Raw genomic sequence first — 25455 nt, forward strand, 5'->3', positions numbered from 1 at the left:
TACCAGTAATAACTCTTCTTTATGCGCCTGAGGTCATGTTCCCCTTCTTCATGCTGGTTTAGTAGACAAAGCCATAGCTATATATTGTATCGGGAGTCACCCTCGGCTGTATCACCTGCTTTCAGTTCATGATTCTCATAATCTTGTACCTATTCAAATAGGAGACATTGTATCTCGTTATAAGATAGCGCTTTCAACTTCTATTATAAGACTACCCCGATAAAATGAAAAATAGAGAGCATCGAAATGCTCCCTTAAATGATCTCACTCATCCTGCGTCGGAAGGAAGGCGCTGGGAGTTATACAGCTTCCAATACCAGCCCCTTTTTCCGATCAGTTCCTCATGCGCCCCTTCTTCCACAATCCGCCCGTCATCAATATAGAGGATACGGTCCACATTTTGAATAGTGGAAAGGCGGTGGGCGATGACAAAGGACGTTCTTCCTGCCAACAGCCGCTGCAGCCCTTTTTGTAAAGCAAGCTCTGTTTCGGTATCAATGGATGAGGTCGCTTCATCCAAAATAAGAATTTTCGGGTCGGCAAGCAGTGCCCTCGCAAATGAAATAAGCTGCCTTTGGCCTGTGGAAAGCCAAGTTCCTCTTTCATTTACTTCTGTGTAATACCCGTGCCGCAAACCACTTATGAAATCATGGGCCTGAACGGCCTTGGCCGCTTCCATTACCTCTTCATCCGTGGCATCGAGCCTGCCATACCGGATGTTCTCCATAATTGTTCCCGAAAAGATGAACGGATCCTGAAGCATTACGCCCATTTGTTTACGGAGTGACGAAAGAGTCACACCCTGAATGTCTGTTCCATCGATTTTGATTCTGCCTTGCGTACAGTCGTAAAATCGGCTGATCAAACTGACAATCGTCGTTTTTCCAGAACCGGTTGCACCGACAAGAGCGATCGTTTCACCGGGATCCGCCTTAAACTGAACGTTCTTCAGCACCTGCTCTTTTTCTCCATAGCCAAATTCAACACTCTCAAACTCTACTTTTCCTTCAATGGTTTTCAGGACCTTTCCATCGGGATTATCTTTAACAGCCGGCTGTTCATCCATCATTTCAAATATTCGTTCCAAATACGCCATGGCGTTTATGATGGCATTGTAAAAGTTCCCGATATTCGCCAGCGGCGTCCAAAACATCCAGATGTAGCCGATAAAGGCAATCAAAGCTCCTACTGTTACACCATGACCGATCCAGGCGATACCAAACACATAGATGACAGATACGGTCAGTACCGAAATATTTTCAATCGAGGGCCAGAGCAGAAACTGAACGTACATCGCCTTCAGCCATGACTGTTTATATCCCGTTGAAACTCTGTGGAAAATCCGTTTGTTTTCCTGTTCACGCGTAAACGCCTGAGTCACCTTCATGCCGTTTATGCTTTCATGGATGTAGGCGTTCATGTTGGATTGCTTGTTGCTCAGCGTCTGCCATGCTTTTCGCTGGGCTGTTTTAATAAAGAAGATAACCGTCGCAAGAACAGGAAATCCAGCCATGGTAAGCAGCGTCAGCTTAACATCGATCGCCAGCATAAAACCGAAAATAACGGCCAGGCTGAACAAATCGGTAATCAGCTGGATCAACCCATTGGATAACAGATCACTCAATGAATTAACGTAATTGACAACACGGACAAGAATTTTCCCGTGCGGCCGGCTGTCATAAAAAGAAAAAGACAAGGACTGCAAGTGCGAAAAGAGATCCTTGCGGATATTTTGGATAATGCTCTGGCCTATGTCGGCCATCATCCTTATCCGCCACTTCATGCAAATGCCCGAAATCACCAGTGCGGCGAGAAAGATGCCGGAAAGCAGGGTAAGACCTGTAATGTTCTTGTCCGGAATTTCACTATCGATTGCGTGCTTGATGATAAAGGGGCCGATCAGATTGGCCCCGCTGGCGATCAGCATAATCAGCACCGTCAAAGTCATTTTCTTTTTGAACGGCCGGACATACACGGTCAAGCGCTTTAAATGTTTGAGATTAAACGGTGTTTCCAATTCTTCATCCACATCATACGTATTGCGTGCCATCTATATCACTTCCTCACCAAGCGATGTCAGATCAAAATTGCCCAACTGGTTGTTGTACACATGCCAGTAATACCCTTTTCTTTTCATCAAATCAGCGTGTTTCCCTCTTTCGATAATGCACCCTTCCTGCATCACCAGGACCATGTCGGCATCTTTTACCGATGAAATCCGGTGCGCAATGATAAAACAAGTTTTATCTTTAAGAATGGATTTCAGCGTTTTTTGGATCTTGAACTCTGTTTCCATATCCACACTTGACGTGGTATCGTCCAAAATTAACAGAGAAGGATCCCGCAACAGAGCACGGGCAAGAGCGATTCGCTGCTTTTGGCCGCCCGAGAGCCCCACGCCCCTTTCCCCCACCACTGTGTCATAGGCTTTGGGAAGCGACTCTATGAACCGGCTGGCTTCCGCCTTTTCCGCTGCATCATATACCGCGTCCATTGGTGCATCCGGATTTCCATAAGCGATATTTCCCTCAATGGTATCGGAAAAAAGAAAAATATCCTGCATCACCATCGCCATTTTTTCCCGCAGCTGATGAATGTTCCAATCCTTGATGTTGATGCCATCCACCCTGATCTCCCCGGCATCCACTTCATAAAAGCGGCCAAGGAGGTCAACCAGCGTCGATTTACCGGCACCTGTGGGACCAATAATGCCGATGGTTTCGCCGGCATGAGCCTGAAACGTGATGTCACGAAGAACCGGGCCGTCTCCATAACTGAAATGAACATGATCAAATTCAAGAACGTTATTGGACGGCTGTACAGCCCTTTCTTCGGTTATCGATTTGATCTGTGGTTCTGTTTCCAGCAGCTCTTCCACTTTTTCTGCCGATGCGATAAACCGCTGCACATCATTGATCAGCCATCCCGCCAGCCTCATCGGATTGTTCAATGCCCAAATGAGAGAATTAAAGGTTACAAGCTCTCCCAGAGAAAGGGAGCCACGGATGACCATGATCCCCCCGGCCAAGGTCATAACAACGGTCAATACACCTGCCAGCGAATCCAGTACTGGCAAATACTTTCCCCAAACATGGGATGACATCAGATTCTTCTCTTTAAAGGCCTTGTTCTCAGCAGAAAATTTTTTAATCTCATACTCTTCCTTGGCAAAGGCTTTTACCACCCGGTTGCCTGAAATATTTTCCTGTACAACCGAATTCAGCCTGGCAAACTGGTTTCGTATCTCGGCAAAGGTTGGCCGTACATCTTTTGTCAGCCTGTAGGCAAAAAAGCCAATGACCGGCGTAACCGCCAGCATAGCCAGCGCCAAAGGCGGATGAATGTAAAACATGAAACAGAGAGCAAACAGCAGAATGGCCAGGTTTTCAACAACCATGTAAATGGTCCATGCGGCAAAATGCCGTACAGCCTCCAGGTCACTCGTCATCCTCGCCATAATATCACCTGTTTTCGTCCGGTCATAAAAGCCCGGTTCCAACTGGTTCAGATGGTCATACAGCTTCTCTCTTATCATAAAAATCAGGTTCTGTGACAGGTTTTCAAACAGCATCTGGTACCCGTAGCGAACACCTGTGCGAATAAGCGTAGAGCCGATCATGATGGCCAGCAGCTGCCAGAGCAGCACGTTCTGATTTCCATAAATGACCCGGTCCACAATTTTGCCCGCCACATAGGGATTGATCAGGTTCATGCACGCAACTGTAAGCACGAGCAGCAGCCCCAAAGTCAATCGTTTGCGATAAGGCAGCAGGTTTCCCCAAATCCAGCGCAAGCTATGCAATTTTTCCTACCTCCTTACTTCTATAGATGGTTGGGTTTGTTTTAACCGACCGTATCATTCTATAGAAGCAAAAAAACAAATATTACTTTTTCATGTAAAAGAAATAAATTGCGGATTGTTTTATCAATAATCGAGAAAGACGATATCTCCAGGTTTTTTTGTTAAAAAGGATCGGGTTTTCAGGTATAATTGTTCAGAACAAAAAGGTTCAGTTTATTTAATGACGGTATAGACAAACAGTCGTTGAAATTGGGATAGATGAGGGGTTGCGATGACAAACGCTATTATTCAATTTAAACAGGTTACCAAACAATATGATAATGATCCGGCTGTGCTGGATCATGTAAGTTTTGAAATTGAACGGGGAAAGTTTTACACCCTGCTGGGCCCATCAGGCTGCGGAAAAACGACCATTCTTCGCCTGATCGCGGGATTTACGGAAGCCACAGAGGGAGACATCTTTTTTAATGGCAAAAAAATCAATGATGTGCCGGCCAATAAACGTCAGGTGAACACAGTCTTTCAGGATTATGCTCTTTTTCCTCATTTGAATGTATTTGAAAATGTAGCTTTTGGACTGCGCATTAAAAAAATGAAGAATGCCGGTATTCAACAAAAGGTCAGGGAAGCATTGAGTTTCGTCAACCTGGACGGTTATGAAACCCGTGAGATCCGTGAAATGTCCGGCGGACAGCGGCAGCGTGTGGCGATTGCGCGGGCCATCGTCAATGAGCCTGAAGTGATTTTGCTGGACGAGCCTCTATCTGCTCTTGACTTAAAGCTGCGGACAGAGATGCAGTATGAGCTGCGTGAACTGCAGCGCCGGCTGGGCATTACCTTTATTTTCGTTACTCATGACCAGGAAGAAGCCCTTGCCATGTCTGATGAGATTTTCGTCTTGAACAAAGGAATCATCCAGCAAAGCGGCACGCCGATCGATATTTATGACGAACCCATTAACCGCTTTGTTGCTGACTTTATCGGGGAATCCAACATTGTCGAAGGAAAAATGATCAAAGATTACCTTGTGGAATTCGTCGGCGGCCAATTTGAGTGCGTGGACAGAGGCCTCAATCCGAATGAATCCGTGGACATCGTGATCCGTCCGGAAGATTTGGAAATCACTACGCTTGAACGCGGAAAACTTCAAGTAAAGGTAGATTCCCAGCTGTTCCGTGGCGTTCACTACGAAATCAGCTGCTATGACAAAGACGGCAACGAATGGCTCGTCCATTCCACAAGGAAAGCGGCAGTCGGTGATGAGATTGGATTGTACTTTGATCCGGAGGCGATTCACGTTATGCGGTTAGGGGAAACCGAAGCCGATTTTGACCGCCGTTTGGAAGCTTACTCTGCAGGAGATGCCCATGAACAATAAAGTAACCCGCAATTTGTATCTGTTTCCGTACGCTCTTTGGATTGTTCTGTTTGTAGTGGCTCCGCTGCTGCTCGTTCTTTACTATTCGTTTTTTGATATCGAAGGACATTTTTCGCTGGTCAACTACAAGACGTTCTTCACTGCGGTCTATTTAAAAATGACCCTGAGTTCCTTCTGGTATGCGTTTTTGATTACGGTTATTTCATTAATCATTGCGTATCCGACGGCCTACTTGCTGACAAAAACCAAACATAAGCAGCTGTGGCTTCTGCTGATTATTGTGCCGTCATGGATTAACCTTCTTCTGAAGGCTTATGCGTTTCTCGGTATTTTTGGCACAAAAGGTATTGCGAACAGTTTTTTGGAAGCCATCGGCATTGGTTCAAAGCAAATTTTGTTTACCGATTTCAGCTTTGTTTTTGTATCGGTCTATATTTTTATTCCATTTATGATCCTGCCGATTTTCAATGCGTTGAATGAGCTGAATCCGACGCTGCTGGATGCGGCCAATGATTTGGGAGCATCCAAATGGATCACCTTCCGCCGAGTCATATTTCCGCTGACGATTGACGGTGTGAAGGCAGGCTGCCAGGTCGTTTTTATACCGGCCTTGTCTCTGTTCATGCTCACGCGCTTAATCGCAGGAAACCGTGTCATCACGCTTGGTACAGCCATTGAACAGCAGTTTCTCGTAACACAGGACTGGGGCATGGGCTCCACCATCGCTGTGTTCTTAATTCTTATCATGTTCCTGATCATCAGCCTGACTGGGAACCGAAAGCGTGGTGTATAAATTGGAACAAAGAATTACACCTTTATCACGCATATTTCTGGTTCTCATCTTTTTCATCCTTTATGCACCCATTTTCTTCCTTGTGTTTTATTCATTTAACAGCGGCGGCACTATGTATAACTTTAAAAGTTTTACATTGGACTGGTACAAGGAACTGTTCCAGGATTCCAGGCTGCTGATCATTGTACTGAATACCCTGGTCATTGCACTCGTTTCTTCGCTGTTTGCGACAATCATCGGTACACTGGGGGCTCTGGGCATCCACAGCATCCGCAAGCGTCAGACGAAGAATACGCTTCTCTCGCTGAACAATGTGCTGATTGTCAGTCCGGATGTTATCATTGGCGCGTCCTTTCTGATTCTGTTTACCATGGCAGGTATTAAACTGGGGATGTATTCAGTGCTCCTTTCGCATATCGCGTTCAGTATACCGATTGTGGTGCTTATGGTGCTGCCGAAGCTGTCCGAAATGAGTCCGACCTTGATTGATGCGGCCAGAGATCTTGGCGCAAGCCAATGGAATGTGCTGACAAAGGTTATACTTCCCTTTATTACACCAGGAATCTTTGCAGGGTTTTTCATGGCACTGACCTATTCACTTGATGATTTTGCCGTTACTTTTTTCGTGACCGGAAATGGCTTTACCACCCTTTCTGTGGAGATCTACTCGCTGGCACGCCGGGGAATATCGCTTAATATCAATGCTCTGTCCGCCCTTCTGTTTTTATTTACACTTGTGCTCGTTGTTGTATATTACTTTATTTCGCAGCGCAACCGGCCGGGAAGATGGGGGGTTAAAAAATGAGCAAGCTTCTCCGCTTTTTTCTGGGTATCATTCTTGTTTCTGCCGTTCTCTTTTTTGCACTGTCTGAACTTAATTCATCACAGGGCTATTCTGGCAAAAACACACTCACCATTTATAACTGGGGAGATTATATTAACACGGATTTGATTAAACGCTTTGAAAAGGAGACCGGCATTAAAGTCATCTATGAAACCTTTGACTCCAATGAAGCGATGCTGACCAAGATTCAGCAAGGCGGAACAACGTACGATATTGCTGTTCCATCTGAATATATGATCGATAAGATGCGGAAGGAGCATCTCTTGATTCCACTGGATCACTCCAAGCTTCCGAATTTAAAAAATATTGACCCACGTTTTATGGATCTTCCGTTTGATGAAGGCAACAAATATTCTGTTCCTTATTTCTGGGGAACAGTCGGGATCGTCTACAATCCGAAAATGCTGAATGGCAAAAAAATCACCAGCTGGAATGACTTGTGGGATCCTGATTTGAGGAATAAGATTCTGCTGGTTGACGGCGCCCGTGAAATCATGGGAATGGGGCTGAACAGCCTTGGTTATTCCCTGAATGACACGAACCATGCCCACCTGCAGGAAGCGAAACGAAAGCTGGATACCTTAACGCCGAACATTAAGGCCATCGTCGGCGATGAAATCCGCCTGCTGCTTCAGAACGAGGAAGCTTCCATCGGTATCGTATGGTCGGGTGTTGCCTCCGAGATTATGAGCGAGAACGAGGATCTCGAATATGTCGTACCGAAAGAAGGATCCAACCTCTGGTTTGACAACATGGTCATACCAAAAACAGCAAAAAACAAAGAAGCGGCACTTAAATTTATGAACTTTATGCTCGATCCAAAAGTAGCGGCACAAAATACGGAATACGTGAACTATTCCACACCAAATAAAAAAGCCCTCGCTTACATGCCGAAAGAAACGGTCAACGATGAGCGCTTTTATCCGTCGCCTAAACTGACAGAAAAACTTGAGGTATATGAAAACCTCGGTAAAAAGAATTTAGCCTACTATAATGAGCTGTTCTTGGAATTTAAGATGCACCGGAAGTAAAAAAAAGAGAGGGACTGCAGCCAGGCAGCTCCCTCTCTTTTTTGTTTAAAACTGACTCAATACTTTATGCAATCTGTCCGAGAACTCTTTTGGATGCATGCTGCTTCCCACATGATTGCCAGGGAAATCGATCACAGGTGTTCCGAGCTTGGCCGCAAGTCCTTCAGCATACTGATAACCTTGAAACCGTAAACGTATTGAAGATAAAAATCTCGAAGGTAGGCCGGTAGTTTGACTTCTCAATCCCCAGTTTTTGAAGCACAAATCGCTTAACAATCCTGTATATTCGCTTGGAATAAGGTGTATCCAAAACAAGGATCACATTTGCCTGTTTAAAGCTCGAGTCTACCCATTCGGTATGCACACCTTCGATAATCCATGCCGATGAATGAATAATTTCATTCAAGTATTGGTCGCGTTCCGCCTCGCTTCTTTTGATATCTCCAGAGAGACTTCTTTTCCAGACAATATTGTCCAGCTCATAAGAAGGAATACCGAGGCGGTCAGAAAGCTGTCGTGCCAAGGTTGTTTTTCCGCAGGAAAAAATAAAGCAAGCCCCTTTTATAGAGACTTGCTCATTCATTACTTGCTGTAAACAGCGTTGGAAAGCAGGCGGAACAGATAATCGGTATGATCTCGGAAACCTGCTTCAATTCCCATCAGAGTCACATCTTTGGACTGGCCTTTGATGATAACCGGCTGTCCTTGAGCAGCCTGGCGATTTTTCCAATGACCGGCCACAAAGAAATCAGCATTGTTTTTAAAGGTCGCCACTGTATCATAGCCATCGGTGTTGGAGTACCAAACTGGGCCATATACGAAGCCATAATCACTGGATTTATAGCCTTGTGTTAATGGATTGTTCTTGTAGTCGACCCGGACAATACCATTTGAATCACCATTGCCTTTGTTGATGGTTACGTTTGTGAGGCCAAGTGTTTTTGCTGCACTGGCTGCCCCGGCTCCGACTGCGATATATTTTCCGCCGCCATTTACAAAGTCAGTAATCTTCTTTTTGAAGGACTCGAACTGTGCTTCGTTTTCCAAGCCAAACTCGGCATTGGCTTTACTATTTTTATAGGAAATCAGATTTGACGTTCCGCTGTAGAAAAAGACATCGGTAGTGCCCAGCCCCTTATTTGCAAGCTCGGTTGGTGTTAATTCTTTTACGTTGAAGCCCAGTCGTTCAAGCGCCAGCTTTGTTCCTGAATGCGATTGTGCCTTGCTCATTCCACCATCTTTTAAAATGGTTACCTTTACGGATTGCACGTTTTTCGCACCTGCTGGAATCTTGGCACTCTTGATGGTCAGCCCCGAATAACGGACGAGTCTCACAGCATCAAGGGTGATCTTGCTATTAAGATAGAAATCACCATTTGCATCACGCTTGACCACATATCCCTTTTGAACCAATTTATTGGCAAGCTCTACGGATTTCACAGACGTATTCGGAATCTGGTATGGGCCTGTCCCTACTAGATGTCCTTGATCGCCGGCTTCTTTTACCGGAGCAAGAGAGAAGGTTGTGCTGCTGTCCGCCGGCACTTGAATCGCATCAAAGCCCCAAAGCTCAGGCAGGCTCCATGCTGAAATATCGTACATGGCCGGTGTATCATTGGTAATATCTTCACCATCCCAGAGCATGGTATTGGCCAGTCCCGCTTTTGCCTGGCTCATGTTCACCACGTACGTTCCGGACGGATACGTTTTTCCATCAAAGGTGAATGGCTGGACGGCTTTGCTTACATCAATGTCATTTTTAATCAAATGGTTGACCGCTTTTTCTGTGGCAGTAGAATCTTTTGGATCTGACGGCAAAATGTAGGCTTTCGGGAAAAAGCCTTTCTTATGGAAAGGGTGGTCAAAGTTAATACCGCGCTTGAACACTTCAATCTGATCTTTCACCATTCCCGTTTTATTTTGCGCAGCATAATTCAATGCACCCATCACCGCATCATAATGCCACTTTACACCATCCCAGTCATTGGTCGGCGTTTCCAGGGTATAGCCGTAAGAACCGTGATACATGGCATACATTGGAGTGAAAATTGGAGGATAATCATCCCATCCTGCTGTATCATCACGCTGTGGTATGTAAGCACCCGTCATGTTCTGATAATCCACCTTTGAAGTCGAGGTATTGGTATTTTGATAGTCGCTTCGATTGCTGACAATTTCATCTTCCATCGCTTCCGCCTGATTCATGGACCACTTGGAGAACAGATCATACTCATAGTTCGGGTTATGCGGCGGCGTACATGGTTCAATCAGTCCTGGATGGTCCGGTCCTCCATAAGCCTTTACATAACCATGCAGATCCAGGAACACCATCGGGTTCCATTCAGTGATGAGTGACACCATCTGCTGTGTTTCCGGCTGGGACTGGGTAATGAAATCACGGTTTAAATCGATGCCATTGCCATTAAAACGTGTCGCATTCACACGCCCATCCGGATTCGCCACGACATTAAAAATTAAGATTTGCGTGCTGAGGATTTTTTTAGTTTCTGCATCATTCTCTTTCGCAAATCGCTCGATTAGCTGAAGCACGGCATCCGATCCCGAAAACTCTGTTCCATGAATGGAACCGTTGATCATGACAGGCACCTTTACATCAGGATGCTTCTCAATAAATTTCTGTGCCTTTTCGGGATTCTTAAACATTTGCTTTCTCAGTTTCTTGTAATATCCCATTTTACCATTAGCGGACGGCTCAGCAACCGTCACGACATACATATCTTTGCCATCGGCGGACTTCCCCTGTTTCTCTACTTTTACGCGAGGACTTTGTTTTTGAATGTCCATCAACTTCTGTCCAATTTTGCTGTATTTCACAAAATCATAGTTTTCACTGTTAAACAGGCTGCCATCTTTCTCATCTTGCGTTTCATAAACATTGACATTATGCCACCCGACCTGTGCTTTGGCCGGTGATTCAGCCAGCGCTGCATACGGTGCAGCCAGAAGGCTGAGCCCTATTAGTCCCGTCGCCGCTTTCTTTTTTAATCCCATCAACCCATCTCCTCTTTTTCATTTTTGGAAAACTATTACAATATTCATAGTATCGTATGAATATTCAAACATACATCGTAATAAAGTACTAATTATCCTTTAAAAATCTATTGAATCGTTGCAATATAAAAAGATATTATCGATCTTTTTTACTACCAATGACACATACGAAAATATGAATATACGTGTATTAAGAAAAAGTTAAGGAAGTTCCTCCATACTAAACTTATACAAACAACAGCCTGTTTGACAGGTGAATAATAAAAGGATGGTGGAGAACATGGAACAAGAACGACGTTCAACTGGTAAAAGAAAAGGAGTCTGGATGCCTTTTCTATCTGGACTGACAGGAGCTGTGGTCGGCGGAGCATGCGTCCTGTTTATGTATACGGGTGATATCGCTCCATCCATTGGGCAAACCCAATCAGACAACACGAAGAATGTAACAACAGCCCAAGAGAATTCCAAGAACAACACAGTCAAAACACTCCCTGTTTCAACCTCGTCCAGTACAAAGGATGTTTCATCCATGGTGGAAAAAGCACTTCCGTCAGTGGTAGGTGTCAATAATTATCAAGCCCCCTCCTCTTTATCTGGCTCCGGTTCAAATGAACAGGAAGCTGGATCAGGGTCCGGAGTTATTTACAAGAAAAGCGGGAATAAAGCGTATGTGGTCACCAACCATCATGTTGTGGAAGGTGCAAACAAGCTTGAGGTGAAACTAAACGAAGGGACTACCCTTTCTGCCAAACTGCTTGGGTCGGACCAATGGCTGGATCTTGCCGTTCTCGAAATTGACGGCAGTAAAGTAAAGAGTGTGGCCAACCTTGGGAATTCAGATGCTGTGAAAGCCGGTGAGCAGGCCATCGCGATCGGGAACCCGCTCGGCTATTTGGAGGGATCCGTCACACAAGGTATCATCAGCAGTAAGGAACGCGATTTGCCAGTAGACATTGACCAGGATGGCCAGGAGGATTTTACCGCTCAGGTGATCCAGACCGATGCGTCCATTAATCCAGGTAATTCCGGAGGTCCTCTGCTTAATGCCAACGGTGAAGTTATCGGCATTAATTCCAGCAAAATTGCCCAGGAGGAAGTAGAAGGCATCGGCTTTTCCATACCCATCAATACAGCCAAGCCAATCATCGAGACACTGGTAAAACAGGGAGAGATTAAGCGTCCACAGATGGGAATCGTCCCTCAGTCCTTGAATCAGATCCCAACAGCCTCCCGCCAGCACGTTTTGAACCTTCCTGATACCGTCCAAAATGGCGCAGTGGTTCTGAATGTCGAAGCCGGCAGTCCAGCAGAAAAAGCCGGCCTGCAAAATTACGACGTCATTACAGAATTGGACGGGAAGGAAATTGACACTGCAGCAAGTCTGCGGGAATATATCTTCAAACACCAAGCCGGCGATCACATTACCGTCACCTATTATCGGGATGGCCAAAAGGCTTCTGCAGAACTTACACTCGAAGACGTATCAAAATAATAGGAAAGATCCAAAGGGGCTGTCCTGACTTCTTGGACAGCCCCTTTTCTTTCCTTCTTTTTAAAGGAGCAGCCTTATATCATGAAGAAACAGTTATTATTGAGATTATTGTAGGGAGGCCCTCATGAACCGCCTGACAGAACATTTAATTGTCATCTCTTTTGATTGTCTTTCTTCACTTGATTTTCCTGTGATCAAGGAGCTTCCCCACTTTCAAGAGCTTCTCAAGTGGGGATCATATTGCACCAATGTTGAATCCATTTATCCTACCGTCACCTATCCATGCCATGCCACCATCGTGACCGGCAATTATCCGAAGCGCCATGGTGTTGTGAACAATACCTATCTCCAGCCAGGAAGAGTTTCACCTGACTGGCATTGGCACCGGAGGCATATTCAGGGCACTACCCTTTTTGATGAAGCCAAACAGGCGGGAATGAAGACCGGTGCGCTGCTCTGGCCGGTCACAGCAAAAGCCGATATTGATTATCATATGCCTGAGATCTTTGCGAACCGGCCGTGGCATCACCAAATACCTGTCTCGCTCATGAATGGCGGTGTCTTTTACCAGCTTGGCATGAACCGGCGTTTTGGCCATATCCGCAATGGGCTCAACCAGCCCGAGCTCGATCACTTTGTGCTGGAATCAGCCGTTCATACGATTAAAACAAAAAATCCCGACCTCTTGCTTGTTCATTTTACCGACCTGGATACCCAGCGGCATTACCATGGGTTCTCTTCAGAGGAGGCGATGAATGCACTAAAGCGCCATGATGACCGGCTCGGCAGGATTCAGGCAGCGGTAAAAGAGAGTGGTACTGCTGAAAGCACAACCATTGTCGCACTCGGTGACCATAGCGCACTCGATGAAACAACCGGTATTCAACTAAACGTCCTGTTTAAGGAACAGGGATGGATTTCTGTTACTCCAATAGGAAAGGTGACAAATTGGCAGGTCTACTGCCATAGCTGTGATGGCTCGGCATATATATACATAAGAAACAAAAGCGATAAAGACCTCACAAAAAGGGTCAATGCTCTCCTTCTTCAATTAACAAAGGAGGAAGAAAACGGCATCGAACAAGTGCTGACTGGAGAGGAAGCCGGAGCATTGGGAGCCGATCCTCGCTGCGATTTTATGCTGGAGGCATGTGATGGCTATTATTTTAAAGAAAATCTGGAGGGAGACTTTCTTCACCGCGTCACGAAGGAGGATGTTCGTGCCAAACGATATACGTATGCCTGTCATGGCTATTCTCCCAAAAAAGAAAATTACGCCACATTTTTTGCAGCAGCCGGAAAAGGAATCAGACCCCATCAGGAGATTCCTGCGATGCGCCTGATCGACGAGGGTCCGACATTGGCCAGATTGCTCGGATTGTACTTGGGAGACACAGACGGCTCGGTGGTTGAAGGATTATTGACGGAAGAACGAGAATAACAAGCTAAGAAAAGAAGACGAAAATAAAGGGGATATGAGAATGAAACATTTCTCAAAGGAAGAAAGCAGTTGGATGTATTATGATTGGGCAAACTCCGCCTACTCGATTATTATTACCACCGCTGTATTTCCGCTTTTTTACAAAAGTGCTGCCATGAAGGCCGGTGTAAGCGCCGCAGATTCTACTGCGTATTTGGGATACACTATTGCCATTACCACCTTTATTCTGGCGATGCTTGGGCCGATACTGGGCACGATTGCTGATTATCGGGGCATGAAGAAAAAGTTTTTCGCCTTCTTTTTCGCAGTTGGTATCGGTTCAACCGCTTCTCTCGTGTTTATTCCCAGTGAGCAATGGCTTCTTTTACTGATCTTATATACGCTGACTGCTCTTGGCTTTAGCGGCTCCCTCGTTTTTTATGACGCCTTTTTGATCGATATTACCACCGAAGAGCGGATGAACAATGTATCTGCCCGGGGATTTGGCCTTGGCTATATCGGCAGTACCATTCCATTTTTGATCAGCATTGCAATCATCATTCTCGCACAAACCAAAACGCTTCCCCTTTCCACTGTCACCGCAAGCAAGCTGGCCTTCTTAATCACGGCTGTGTGGTGGGGGTTGTTTTCGATCCCGTTCTTCAAACATGTTCACCAAAAATATTATGTCGAGCGGGAACCCCGCATCGTTAGCAACAGCTTCAAACGGCTCGGCCAGACCTTGAAACACATCCGCAGCTACCGTGCCCTCTTTTTGTTCCTGCTCGCCTATTTCTTTTATATCGATGGAGTCGGTACAATTATTTCCATGTCTACCGCTTATGGCTCCGACCTTGGCATCAGCTCGACCTCCCTGCTGATTATTTTATTCGTGACCCAGGTGGTAGCGGCTCCGTTCGCGCTATTGTATGGAAGACTGGCTGAAAAATTCACCGGCAAAAAAATGCTCTATGTTGGCATATTTATCTATATCATTGTTTGCATTTATGCCTATTTCTTAAAAACTACACTGGATTTCTGGATCCTTGCCATGCTTGTCGCCACCTCACAAGGCGGTATTCAGGCGCTGTCCCGTTCCTACTTTGCCAAGCTTGTGCCAAAGCAGAAAGCCAACGAGTTTTTCGGATTCTATAACATTTTTGGAAAATTTGCTTCCATTCTTGGACCGCTCCTGGTAGGAGTTACCGCCCAGATGAGCGGCAATTCGAGCAGCGGTGTGTTTTCCCTGATTCTTTTATTTATCATCGGCTTGATTTTGTTAAAGTTTGTTCCCGAAACCCGTGCAGATGCGGTGGATCGTGCAAATGATAAAAATGTAGACCAATCGGACATAAATTTGCCGATAATGACGCATAATAATCATGATATTCCCTGAATATCACCCTTGTTTCTGGATTGTTACTCTTAGCGGATGAGGTGAAAAGCCATGAGTTACAAAGATCATTTAGATCCTCACTCTAGTAAGTTTCACCACAATTGGACACGGCCGAAGCGTCAAAAATCTCAAGTAAATGGACATACTGAGATGTCTCAGCAGAACATTATCTTGAGAAGCAACGCCAAAGCCCACCACTGGTAAGCATGACGAAAAAGAAACAGAAAAAAGAAGGCCTCTTCGGTCTTCTTTTTTTGTTTTTTCATAACCTATAAAGGGATTAACGCTTCGTCAAGAAAGAAGGTGTCCTATGAACGGAGACACAAGAAAGATCAGAGTTTTTATCGCCGGTCCCTTTTTTGATCAGGAACAGATCGCCCGCATCCAAAGACTCGAGAATGCCTTGTCCCGCAATCCCCAGATTGCTGAATATTACTCCGCCCGGTTTCATCAGAACCAGCAGTATCCGTGGGGTTCAAAGGAGTGGCGAAAAGTCGTCTTTAACCTCGATCTCTACGCACTGCGTCGGGCAGATGTCGTCGTGGCGATTCACGATTACGAAGGAAAGAGCACCGACAGCGGGACAGCGTTTGAACTGGGCTACGCCTATGCTTATCAAAAGCCGATAATTTTAATTAAGGAAAAGGAAAGTGTCCCAAACCTCATGCTCATTGAAAGTCTTCATGCCTTCTTTACCAATGTGGATAGCATGGCCACGTATGATTTTATCCGAATGCCTGCCCATCCCTACGAAGGTCCATTTATTTAAAATTTCCCATTCCTGTAATGTGTCCAAGCCAATTCTAGCGATTCCCCATAGGATATAGGAGAGAAAAGAGATTTCCTTTTCTTATTTATCGATTCAGATATGGGGGATGAAGTATGTCCAGAAGAAGAAAAGTAGTGAGATGCAAAGCAAGAACACGCCGTACGAGCGGTGGTAAAGTGATTACCATTCGTTGCAGAGTCAGAAATAACCGAAGACGACGCTCCAGCTCAAGTTCAAGTTCAAGTTCAAGCTTCAGGTAACTCATAACATGCAAAGGGGCTGTCCAATAAGTCCCTAAAATGAAAGCAGGACGGAAAAACGATAAGTTTTTCCGTCCTGCTTTTTTTGGTTGTTCTTTTTTCCTGAAAGTAGTCAGGCGAATGCCTGCTACTTTCAGGAGGTTGTGGGCCAATGCCACGATTCCAAACTCTACATGTACCTTGTCCAGTCCCCGCAACGACCACCTGCGGAACGACCGATTGCCCTTGATGTGGCCAAAGACGCTTTCCACTTCGACTTTACGTCGGGCATAGATCGCGGCTTTTTCCTCACATTCAAGGGCTGCTTTTGCTTTGGCCTTCATTTCTTCATAGATCGTGTTCCAATGCACCTGGCGGTTCCCTTTCGCTTTGGTGCACTTGGTTTTAAACGGGCAATCCGTACAATCTTCGCATTCATAAATCTTGAAACTTTGTTCCAGACCGGATCGGTTCTTTTTCTTCAGATATTTCTTAAACGGTACCCTTCTGCCATTGGGACAGATAAACCAATCATCGAGTTCCTCATATACCCAGTTCTTTGCGTTTTTGATCTCGTTTTTATAGCTTCGGGTTTGTTCCTTCAAATAGCTTCCATAGGGAATCAGAAAATCAAATCGCGGTTCTGTTTCTTCTCCGACCGCAAACAAATAGTTCTCTTCGCTGCCATAACCGGCATCCGCAATCACGGTTTTCGGCATCGGTAAAGAAGACGCGGCCAGTTTCTCAAAATGAGGAATGAAACACCGCGTATCTGTCGGGCGTTGATGAAGGGAATAAAACAAAACAAATTGGTTCTCGGTCGCCATCTGTACATTGTAGCCGGGTTTCAACTGGCCGTTCTTCATGTGGTCTTCTTTCATGCGCATAAAGGTGGCGTCGGTATCGGTTTTGGAGTAACTGTTCCGGTCTCCAAACCGTTCGTTCTGTTCCTTATATTTGGCTAAACGAGGCAAGAAATCGTGACGAATAAGCTTCAAGGGTTTTTTGTAGATACTGCGCTTCTTACGCATCTCTTTGCGTTTTTCGGTATTCGTTTCCTTCTCGATCGCATCCGTCAGGGACGTGACTTCTTCATCGAGAATCGTTGCGGCTTCTTCTAATGGAAGGGAGAGCTCATCGCTGGTTTCATCTCCTTCTGGCAACGCTTCTAATTCAGTGAGGCGGTTGATGTGGTGCAGCGTTTCTTGAATTTTCTCTTTCAACTTCGCTTCATGTTTCACGGTGGATTTTTTCCACACGAAAGAATACTTATTGGCATCGGCTTCGATCTTTGTACCATCCAAAAAGTAGTGATCCATCGTAATATACTCGTCCTGGATGAGTTGCCTGATCATGGTTTCAAACAGTTCATCCATCAAGGCTTTCATCCGTTGGCCGCGAAAGTCGTTCAACGTTCGGAAATCGGGCTTCTGCATGGCTGCGAGCCACATGGCCGGAAGATTTTCCTGAAGCAGCTTTTCAATTCCGCGACACGAATAGACCTTCTGTGAATACCCATAGAGGAGGACTTTCACCATCATTTTTGGGTGATATGAGCTCCGTCCACCGCCGGAGTAATAAGAAAATAGCCGGTCATCAGGAATGCCCTCCACCATCTCATCAATTACACGTGCCACATGGTGGGCTGGAATCCATTCCTGCAGATCAAAGATCATTTGAACTTGTTGGTTATCGTACGGTTTGAAGGTGGGAGCTAATTTTCGTTTAGTAGAAGAACTTTCTTGGATTCCCCCTAGAGGAAGGCTCGTTTGCGTGGTATAATTTTCAGTAGTAATCGTAAGATTGCGCATAAAAAATCGTCCTTTCTTTTCGTGAAAATGTTGGTGTGGTAACTTTCATTTTACTAAAGAGGACGATTTTTTTGTGTACTTTTTATAGTATTTTAAAAAAAGGCTGCCAGAAAGTCAGTTTACACTGACTTTCTGGACAGCCCCTTTGTGTCTTCTCAAAGCATTAGTAAAAAGTATGCGGAGCTCCTTGGAGGTTGTTATGGTTGATTTTGATTTATAGCATTCTGAGTCTCATTGTGATTTAGCAACATGGCTGATCACTATTTTTAGCGGTAAAAAATCCATTGTCAAGTTGACTACACGTCGGTGCACAGCCGCTTGTGAATAAAGATTCGTTCAAAACAGACTGTCATTGAACCAAAGCTGCTGTCCCTGCTGCGATTCATTGATAACTAAAAGAAATTGTCAATAAATTGTTCTTCTGAAATTACTTGTAAACCATTTCTTTTAAGTAAGGCTGAAGTAACTCCGTTTCCAACAATTTTGTTACCTTTAAATTCACCGTTATAAATCATTAAACTGCCACAGGATGGGCTATTCTCCTTGAGAACAACTAGTGTTGCGTCCATTTTTTTAGCTTTTTCTAAAGTAGCGTAAGCTCCTTTTATGTAAAGTTCGGTTACGTCGTTACCAGACTTCTCAACTACTCTAGCCTTCCCATCCAGTACATCTTCTCCGTCTCCGCCTACTATTTCAGCAGGTTCCCTTGGGGTTAATAACCCACCAAGCAATTCGGGACAGATAGTAACAGCTTTATTCTCATCAACTAATTTACTTATCCTATTATCTAAGCTATGTGTACCGTTATACCTTACTTCTAATCCAGCTAAACAAGAACTGACCAAAATCATTAATTACCACACACCTCTCAAATAAATCCACACATTGCCATCCTTATTGTACGAAACTGCCCCGTTAATTGTATATGAAGAGCATATTGCCTGTACCCCAAGTGACATTGAAATGGACAGCAATTTTCACACAACATTTTAAAGGAGCACTATTTTTTGTCCATTATAAAATATAAAGTTACTATCTATGCCAAAAATGAAATATCAAGCTAAAAACCTTAATAAAATGACCTGTGCCAATTCACACGTCATTTCTTATGTCATTTATTAAAATAGCAACCGAAAACGCAACCCTTTAACAAAAAAAGCTGACTTCGCAAAAGAAAAGTCAGCTTTCTTATGGTTTAGACAGGCTGTGCTGCCTTTTCGAGCATTGTTCCGTTCTTTTCAAAATTTGTATGCCACGAAAAAGCCTTTTCAAGCACATGCGGCGTTTGTCCGCCTTTTTTCAACGCCTCTTGGTAATATTCATTCAGCTGGTCACGGTACAGCGGATGCGCACAATTTTCGATAATCTTCTGCACACGCTCTCTAGGCGCCAGCCCTCTTAAATCTGCGTATCCCTGTTCTGTGACAATCACATCCACATCATGCTCTGTATGATCCACATGGGATACGAATGGAACGATGCTCGAGATTTTTCCGTCCTTTGCAATGGATTTGGTCACGAAAATGCCAATGCGCGCATTGCGGGCAAAGTCTCCTGATCCGCCAATGCCATTCATCATCTTCGTTCCCATCACATGGGTCGAGTTAACATTACCATAAATATCCAGTTCAAGCGCAGTATTAATAGAGATGAGCCCCATCCGGCGAATAAGTTCCGGATGATTGGAAATTTCCTGAGGTCTCAGGAGTAAACGGTCTCGGTACGTTTCAAAATTGGAAAATACGCTTTTCATTTTTTCTGAAGACAAAGTAATCGAGCAGCAAGACGCAAATTTCACTTTACCGGCATCCAGCAAATCAAATACCGCATCCTGAAGAACCTCTGAATAGACTTCCAAATCCGTAAACTCGGAATCCAGCAATCCGTGAAAAACCGCGTTAGCCACCGAACCGATTCCTGACTGAAGCGGAGCGAGGTTTTCTGTCAGACGGCCTGCCTTGATTTCTTCTCTTAAAAATGTGATCAAGTGCTGTGCCATGACAACGGTTTCCTCATCGGGTTCAACGATGGTGGACGGCGAATCCTCTTGATGGGTAAAAACAATCCCTCTGATCTTGTCCACATCCACCTGGATTCCCTTTACACCGATCCGGTCGGAAGGCGCAGAAAGCGGGATGGGCTGCCGTTCACCCTGCGGCCCTGGTTCGTACAAATCATGAATGCCTTCGAGCAACTCTGTCTGTGCGGTGTTGATTTCAATGATGATGTTTTTGGCATGCTGTGAAAACACCATAGAGTTGCCGATCGATGTGGTTGGAATCACCATACCTTCCTCGGTAACTGCAATTGCTTCCAAAATCGCAAAGTCGATCGTGTCCAGTACATTTGAGCGGATCCATTCCGATGTATGGGACAAATGCTGATCAACAAAATGAAAATCCCCGGCATTGATGCCTTTTCTCATGGTCGCGTCTGCCTGAAACGGCAGCCGTTTGTTAATCAAGTTCTTCTCGGCAAACAGTTTATCAACATCTGACCCAAGGGAGGCACCTGTGAACACATTGACTTTCAGGGGATTTTCTTCCGCCCGTTTGGCAAGAGCAAACGGCACGGCCTTCACATCTCCTGCCCGCGTAAATCCGCTTAAGCCAAGTGTCATTCCATCTTCGATCCAGGATGCGGCTTCCTCTGCAGACACTATCCGATCATGTAAGCGCTGATCTCGAATTCGTTTGCAAACGCTTTCCATTTTCTCCACACTCCTTGTCTCTCTCTTTTCATAAGTGTAGCAAACAGAATCATGATCGAGAGAGAAAGGGAATAAATCACAAAAAATTGAGATAAGACAGAACATTCAGTTCACCAAACAGAAGGATTTGGTCAGAAGCCAAGCAATGTTCTGAAATAGCTTGCATAAGACTGGCTGACAGGCACTTGTTCACCGTTTTTCATTTTTAATAAAAAGGTTGAATGGGTGTCCGGATAGATCTCCAAAATGTGATGAACATTTACGATGAACGAGCGATGACAGCGGACAAAATTATCCTTGGGCAAAAGAAAATCAAACTCATTCAGTGTATCCTTGTGGCTTCCCGTGTGCTTTTCCCCTATGACGTAGGTCTTGCGGTCCTTCGCCTCCAAATAAAAGATATCCGAGAACGGGATTGGAATCCAGCCATCCTCGCTTTTTACCGTAACCACCGTTTTCCCGCTTGTCAGCGCCGGAAAAATTGCGGTCACACATCCTTGCAGTTCTTCCTGATCAAATAAGGGAACCGCCATCCCATAATAAGGCGTTCCAAAAATATCGCGATTGATAAATTGGGAGACTTTTTGCCGGGACACCAGTGCTTTATGTGTAATGGTCCCCTCTTTGATCCCATCACCCGGTTTAATTTTTAAATTGATCCGTCTGCTGGGCTGATAATAAATATAATGCTCGGTATCCGTAACCGCAATTGATGCTTCGTTTGAAAACAATTCACTGATGACATCAAGAAGTGCTGATGTTTTAAACCGTTCCATAGCTCACACCTTTTCTTTTTACCTTGTTGTTCCTCTGATATTGTAGCACGAAAAAAGAGAACGGAAATCCCGCTCTCTTCGTGATTTTATTCCTTTTCCGTAAGCTCCAGATAAAAATCTCCTACTGCATTTTCTTCGTACAGGTTTGTAACGGAAGTAGAATAATTGGTGATGGATGCCCTGAACGATATCTCTTCCTCAGGAACATTTACATCGAAATCGTTTTTGTACAACAGCGTGGTAATATCGTGATAGTCTTTGTGTTCAACCTGAAATTGAAAAGAAATTTGCCTTCGTCCGTTCACTGCTCTTTGTTGAAAGTCACGGACCATGATTTTTGTGTCATTCAAAATAACGCTGCTCGCCATACATTTCACTCCTTATCTAGGGAAACAAATTAGATGTTGCAGGAACCGTCACTGCAGTCCTTTTCCTTGTTTTTTTGATTCCCGTTTTGGTTCAGCAGTTGAATCGGAGACTCCTCCTGTTCCTCCTTCTTCACCTTTTCAAGAACCTCAGTAAACACATCCTCCGGCTGCGCGCCTGATACTCCGTATTTTTGGTTAAATACGAAAAACGGAACGCCGGTAATACCAAGACGGGAGCCTTCTTCCTCATCGGCACGAACATCCTCTGCGAATTTTCCTTCTTTTAAAACAGCAAGAGTCGCCTGCTCATCAAGTCCCGCTTCTCCGGCAAGTTTTGCAAGGGTAGCGTGATCATTAAGATCAAGGCCTTCGGTAAAATACCCTTTCAAGATCCGCTCTGTTACTTCTTTTAACAATCCATTCTGTTTGGCAAAATGAGAGACCCTGTGGGCATCAAACGTATTGGCCGGAATCGCCCGGTCAAAGTCATACGCCAAACCAACGTCCTTTGCCCGTTCTGTCATCTGGTCGTTCATGCTTTTTCCCTGCTCATACGATGTACCATATTTCTGGGCTAGCACAGCATGAATATCCTGATCTGTTTTTTGAAACGAAGGATCCAGCTCGAAGCTTTTGTACACAACCTCCACTTGCTCGCGTCCTTCAAACCCACTCAGGGCATTTTCAAAGCGCCTTTTTCCTATATAACAAAATGGACAAACATAATCTGACCATATTTCTACCTTCATTTTGTACCTCCTCGTACCTTATTCTCCCCTATTGTAAAGGGAATACGCCGATTTGGCTCTCATCCTGCTCACGAGGGGAGGGTTTGCGGGGTGGTGAGAAGCGGTACTTGCGGTTCGACATGATTTAGTTGCGGCAGAGCGGGATTTACTTGCGGTTCGACAGAGATTAGTAGCGGTAAAGCCGAATTTACTTGCGGTTCGACAAGAAATAGTTGCATATCACGTCATTTTCATAAAAAAAAGAAGCCGGGACTTCGTCGTACCGACCTCTCTCTTACGCCTATTTCAAATGTTTCTGAAGCTCCACCCGGATGTCCTCCGGAATAGATTCCGAGGTTTTGCTCTCCAGATTATGATTAACATAGACGGCCGTTCCCCTGGCACAAAGCCTGTTTTCCTGATGAATTTCTTCATATAGCTCCAAACTTGTGTTTCCGATTCGCTGAACCCAGGTGTTAACCTTCACTTCCTGTCCGAAATAGATTTGGTCCACAAAATCAACATTCATATTTAAAATGATCATTCTCCAGTTTTTAAAAGAACTGTCCGGCATAAACAATTTAAACAGCTGATTGCGCCCTGCTTCAAACCAGATGGGAATGGTTGTATTGTTAATATGGCCGACGCCGTCTGTTTCTGACACACGCGGTTCGATGATGGTTGTATACATAGACTCCTGCCCTTTCGTTCGTCATTTGCTCCATATCTATTTCTCGTTATTCATTCCTGTTTCCTTTAATAAAAAAAGAAGCAGCTTTATCCGCTGCTCCTTCCAATAGATTCTTTTATACCTGGCGCGCCCAGTGGCGGTGTTGTGCAATAGCTTGAATAAATTCATCGCTGTTTCCGCCTTGCAAAATCACGACGCCATCTGCACTTGAGCTGGTTTCTACTCCTGCTGCTGCAAGAAGTTCCGTCCCTTCTGCAGAGGCTCCTATGGCTTTATAGTGGCTGTACGCCTCATTCACAAACGTTGTTGCCTCTTTAATTCCTTTTAAGGTGCTGACACTATCACCTCCGCCTGCCACATATACGGCATCGTACAGAACGGAATCACTGGTCAGTAACGTCTGATCTACCTGAAGCTCCTCTCCTTGACTGCTCGAGATAGGAGTCAATGTTTCACTTATAATTTCAGAAGCAATTCCTGCATTTTTCAACGCATCCTGAAGCCCTTTTACTTCTTCTCCATTAAATCCGTCTTCTGCCAAAATGGCTACTTTTCGGGTAGCTGGTGCTTTTACCGTATTTTCCTGGCTCAATGCCGGAGAAGACATGGTTTCATCGGATGGCTCAATCCCTTCCGGAGCTGTCACACCGATCCCTGCGGCAACCTGCTCCGCAAGTGTTGTATCCACACGGCTGATCACCTCAACCACCTGCTGCTGCACACTTTTGCTTTTGACTTTTCCAAGCTCAAAGCGGAAGGCTTTAATGATATGCTGTTTTTCCACATCAGACATACTGTTCCAGAAAAGCTTGGCCTGGCTGTAATGGTCTTTAAAGCTTTCACTACGCTGTCGGACCTTGCGCCCTTCTACTTTCTCCTGATAGTGAACATAGCCGCCTTCTCCTTCTGTTGCCGGCGCGGGATCATTATTATCCAATGAGTTTTTGTGATAAGCGACCGGTCCCTGGTTAATGGTCATGCGGTGCATGCCGTCCCGCTGATTGTTATGGAACGGGCACACCGGACGATTAATCGGGATTTCATGGAAGTTCGGGCCGCCCAATCGCGAAAGCTGTGTGTCTGTGTACGAGAACAATCGTCCCTGAAGAAGCGGATCGTTCGTAAAATCAATCCCTGGCACTACGTGGCCCGGATGGAATGCGACCTGTTCCGTTTCTGCAAAATAATTATCCGGATTTTTTTTGAGTGTCATCTTGCCGATGATCTTCACAGGAACCTGCTCCTCCGGCCACACTTTCGTTGGATCAAGCACATCAAAATTGAAGTTGAATTCATCCTTCTCTTCAATCATTTGCACGCCAAGCTCCCATTCCGGGTAATCGCCGTTCTCAATCGCCTCATACAGGTCCTGGCGGTGGAAGTCAGGGTTCTTGCCGGCAAGTAGCTGGGCTTCATCCCATACTAGTGAATGGACACCAAGCTTCGGCTTCCAGTGGAATTTAATAAAGCGTCCCTCGCCTTTATCATTTACAAAGCGGAACGTATGGACACCGAAGCCTTCCATCATCCGGTAGCTGCGCGGAATCGCACGGTCGGACATCGCCCACATCATCATATGAGCCGATTCAGTATTGTTGGCGATAAAATCCCAAAATGTATCATGGGCTGTGGATGCCTGAGGAATTTCATTGTGCTGCTCCGGCTTGAAGGAATGAACAAGATCCGGAAACTTTAGCGCGTCTTGAATAAAAAAGACCGGAATGTTGTTTCCGACAAGGTCATAGTTTCCTTCTTCGGTATAAAACTTTGTCGCGAAACCACGAACGTCTCGGACCGTATCTCCTGAACCACGGGATCCTGCCACCGTTGAAAATCGGACGAAAACCGGTGTTTTTACGGATGGATCCTGCAAAAATCCTGCCTTCGTATATTCTTTCATGGATTCGTAAACTTCGAATTCTCCGTGTGCAGCATAGCCTCTCGCATGGACAATCCGCTCCGGAATCCGCTCATGGTCAAAGTGGGTCATTTTTTCACGAAAATGAAAGTCTTCCATTAAGGTAGGACCGCGCACACCCGCTTTTAACGAATGCTCGTCCTCGGAAACCTTGAGCCCCTGGTTGGTTGTGAGTTTCTTGCCTTTGTTGTTTACGCGGAATGCATCAAGCTGCTTATTTTTTTTGTTCTTTGCTCCATTTTTGCTGGAATCGTTGTTATTGATAGTGTTCTCCTCC

21 protein-coding genes are annotated in these 25455 nt (G+C 45.1%); 9 read left to right on the forward strand and 12 right to left on the reverse strand.

The window, feature by feature from the left end:
- Positions 1-268: 268 nt before the first annotated feature.
- Positions 269-2050, reverse strand: coding sequence for an ABC transporter ATP-binding protein (locus tag QNH15_RS18465; RefSeq protein WP_283889631.1), 1782 nt, complete (start codon positions 2048-2050; stop codon positions 269-271).
- Positions 2051-3802 carry an ABC transporter ATP-binding protein gene (locus tag QNH15_RS18470; RefSeq protein WP_283889632.1) on the reverse strand — a complete coding sequence of 584 codons (1752 nt, stop codon included), beginning with the start codon at positions 3800-3802 and terminating at the stop codon, positions 2051-2053. It lies immediately after the preceding gene.
- Positions 3803-4073: 271 nt separating this feature from the next.
- Here QNH15_RS18470 and QNH15_RS18475 point away from each other — a divergent pair, with 271 nt between their 5' ends.
- From QNH15_RS18475 to QNH15_RS18490, 4 genes are read left to right on the forward strand one after another with little or no spacing between them, the layout of a single operon-like run.
- Positions 4074-5180, forward strand: coding sequence for an ABC transporter ATP-binding protein (locus QNH15_RS18475; RefSeq protein ID WP_283889633.1), 1107 nt, complete (start codon positions 4074-4076; stop codon positions 5178-5180).
- Positions 5170-5973, forward strand: a complete 804-nt coding sequence (locus QNH15_RS18480) for an ABC transporter permease (RefSeq protein WP_283889634.1) — start codon at positions 5170-5172, stop codon at positions 5971-5973. Before QNH15_RS18475 ends, QNH15_RS18480 begins: the two co-directional genes overlap by 11 nt.
- A gap of 1 nt (position 5974) precedes the next feature.
- Positions 5975-6778: an ABC transporter permease gene (locus QNH15_RS18485; RefSeq protein WP_283889635.1), complete on the forward strand. Its 804-nt coding sequence runs from the start codon at positions 5975-5977 to the stop codon at positions 6776-6778.
- The gene (locus QNH15_RS18490) at positions 6775-7848 is read left to right on the forward strand and encodes an ABC transporter substrate-binding protein (protein WP_283889636.1); all 1074 of its coding nucleotides are present in this window, start codon (positions 6775-6777) and stop codon (positions 7846-7848) included. The genes QNH15_RS18485 and QNH15_RS18490 overlap by 4 nt, the downstream gene beginning before the upstream one ends.
- A 163-nt stretch (positions 7849-8011) precedes the next feature.
- Here the strand turns inward: QNH15_RS18490 and QNH15_RS18495 are convergent, their stop codons facing one another.
- The gene (locus QNH15_RS18495; RefSeq protein ID WP_283889637.1) at positions 8012-8431 is read right to left on the reverse strand and encodes an AAA family ATPase; all 420 of its coding nucleotides are present in this window, start codon (positions 8429-8431) and stop codon (positions 8012-8014) included.
- Positions 8431-10860 (reverse strand): M14 family zinc carboxypeptidase, encoded by a 2430-nt coding sequence (locus QNH15_RS18500; RefSeq protein ID WP_283889638.1) that lies wholly within the window; start codon positions 10858-10860, stop codon positions 8431-8433. Before QNH15_RS18500 ends, QNH15_RS18495 begins: the two co-directional genes overlap by 1 nt.
- Before the next feature lie 280 nt (positions 10861-11140).
- Here QNH15_RS18500 and QNH15_RS18505 point away from each other — a divergent pair, with 280 nt between their 5' ends.
- The 5 genes from QNH15_RS18505 to QNH15_RS18525 all read left to right on the forward strand — a co-directional run bounded on the left by QNH15_RS18505 (position 11141) and on the right by QNH15_RS18525 (position 15937).
- A complete protein-coding gene (locus QNH15_RS18505; RefSeq protein ID WP_283889639.1) occupies positions 11141-12352 on the forward strand; it encodes a S1C family serine protease in 1212 nt (403 codons plus the stop codon).
- A 124-nt stretch (positions 12353-12476) separates the two neighbouring features.
- Complete coding sequence (locus tag QNH15_RS18510) at positions 12477-13793, forward strand: alkaline phosphatase family protein (RefSeq protein ID WP_283889640.1); 1317 nt, start codon at positions 12477-12479, stop codon at positions 13791-13793.
- Positions 13794-13833: 40 nt separating this feature from the next.
- Entirely contained in the window at positions 13834-15168 is a 1335-nt protein-coding gene (locus QNH15_RS18515; protein WP_283889641.1) for an MFS transporter, read from the forward strand.
- A 51-nt stretch (positions 15169-15219) separates the two neighbouring features.
- Positions 15220-15372, forward strand: a complete 153-nt coding sequence (locus tag QNH15_RS18520; RefSeq protein ID WP_074440556.1) for a YpzG family protein — start codon at positions 15220-15222, stop codon at positions 15370-15372.
- A gap of 106 nt (positions 15373-15478) precedes the next feature.
- A complete protein-coding gene (locus QNH15_RS18525) occupies positions 15479-15937 on the forward strand; it encodes a nucleoside 2-deoxyribosyltransferase (protein WP_283889642.1) in 459 nt (152 codons plus the stop codon).
- Between the two features lie 85 nt (positions 15938-16022).
- Here the strand turns inward: QNH15_RS18525 and QNH15_RS18530 are convergent, their stop codons facing one another.
- The 8 genes from QNH15_RS18530 to QNH15_RS18565 form a co-directional block, all read right to left on the reverse strand.
- The gene (locus tag QNH15_RS18530; RefSeq protein WP_283889643.1) at positions 16023-17987 is read right to left on the reverse strand and encodes an IS1182 family transposase; all 1965 of its coding nucleotides are present in this window, start codon (positions 17985-17987) and stop codon (positions 16023-16025) included.
- A 392-nt stretch (positions 17988-18379) separates the two neighbouring features.
- On the reverse strand, positions 18380-18838 hold the full coding sequence (locus tag QNH15_RS18535; RefSeq protein ID WP_283889644.1) for a 2-thiouracil desulfurase family protein: 459 nt from the start codon (positions 18836-18838) through the stop codon (positions 18380-18382).
- Between the two features lie 344 nt (positions 18839-19182).
- On the reverse strand, positions 19183-20697 hold the full coding sequence (scpC, locus tag QNH15_RS18540; protein ID WP_283889645.1) for a succinyl-CoA:acetate CoA-transferase ScpC: 1515 nt from the start codon (positions 20695-20697) through the stop codon (positions 19183-19185).
- 131 nt (positions 20698-20828) lie between these two features.
- Entirely contained in the window at positions 20829-21473 is a 645-nt protein-coding gene (locus QNH15_RS18545) for a LytTR family DNA-binding domain-containing protein (protein ID WP_283889646.1), read from the reverse strand.
- An 86-nt stretch (positions 21474-21559) separates the two neighbouring features.
- Positions 21560-21841 (reverse strand): DUF3219 family protein, encoded by a 282-nt coding sequence (locus QNH15_RS18550; RefSeq protein ID WP_283889647.1) that lies wholly within the window; start codon positions 21839-21841, stop codon positions 21560-21562.
- A gap of 29 nt (positions 21842-21870) precedes the next feature.
- Positions 21871-22590: a DsbA family oxidoreductase gene (locus tag QNH15_RS18555; protein WP_283889648.1), complete on the reverse strand. Its 720-nt coding sequence runs from the start codon at positions 22588-22590 to the stop codon at positions 21871-21873.
- 280 nt (positions 22591-22870) lie between these two features.
- The gene (locus QNH15_RS18560; protein WP_283889649.1) at positions 22871-23260 is read right to left on the reverse strand and encodes an acyl-CoA thioesterase; all 390 of its coding nucleotides are present in this window, start codon (positions 23258-23260) and stop codon (positions 22871-22873) included.
- Between the two features lie 115 nt (positions 23261-23375).
- Complete coding sequence (locus QNH15_RS18565; RefSeq protein ID WP_283895646.1) at positions 23376-25442, reverse strand: catalase; 2067 nt, start codon at positions 25440-25442, stop codon at positions 23376-23378.
- Positions 25443-25455: the final 13 nt, after the last annotated feature.

The sequence above is a fragment of the Fictibacillus enclensis genome (assembly GCF_030123385.1).
In the GTDB taxonomy this organism is placed as follows: Bacteria; Bacillota; Bacilli; order Bacillales; family Fictibacillaceae; genus Fictibacillus_C; species Fictibacillus_C enclensis.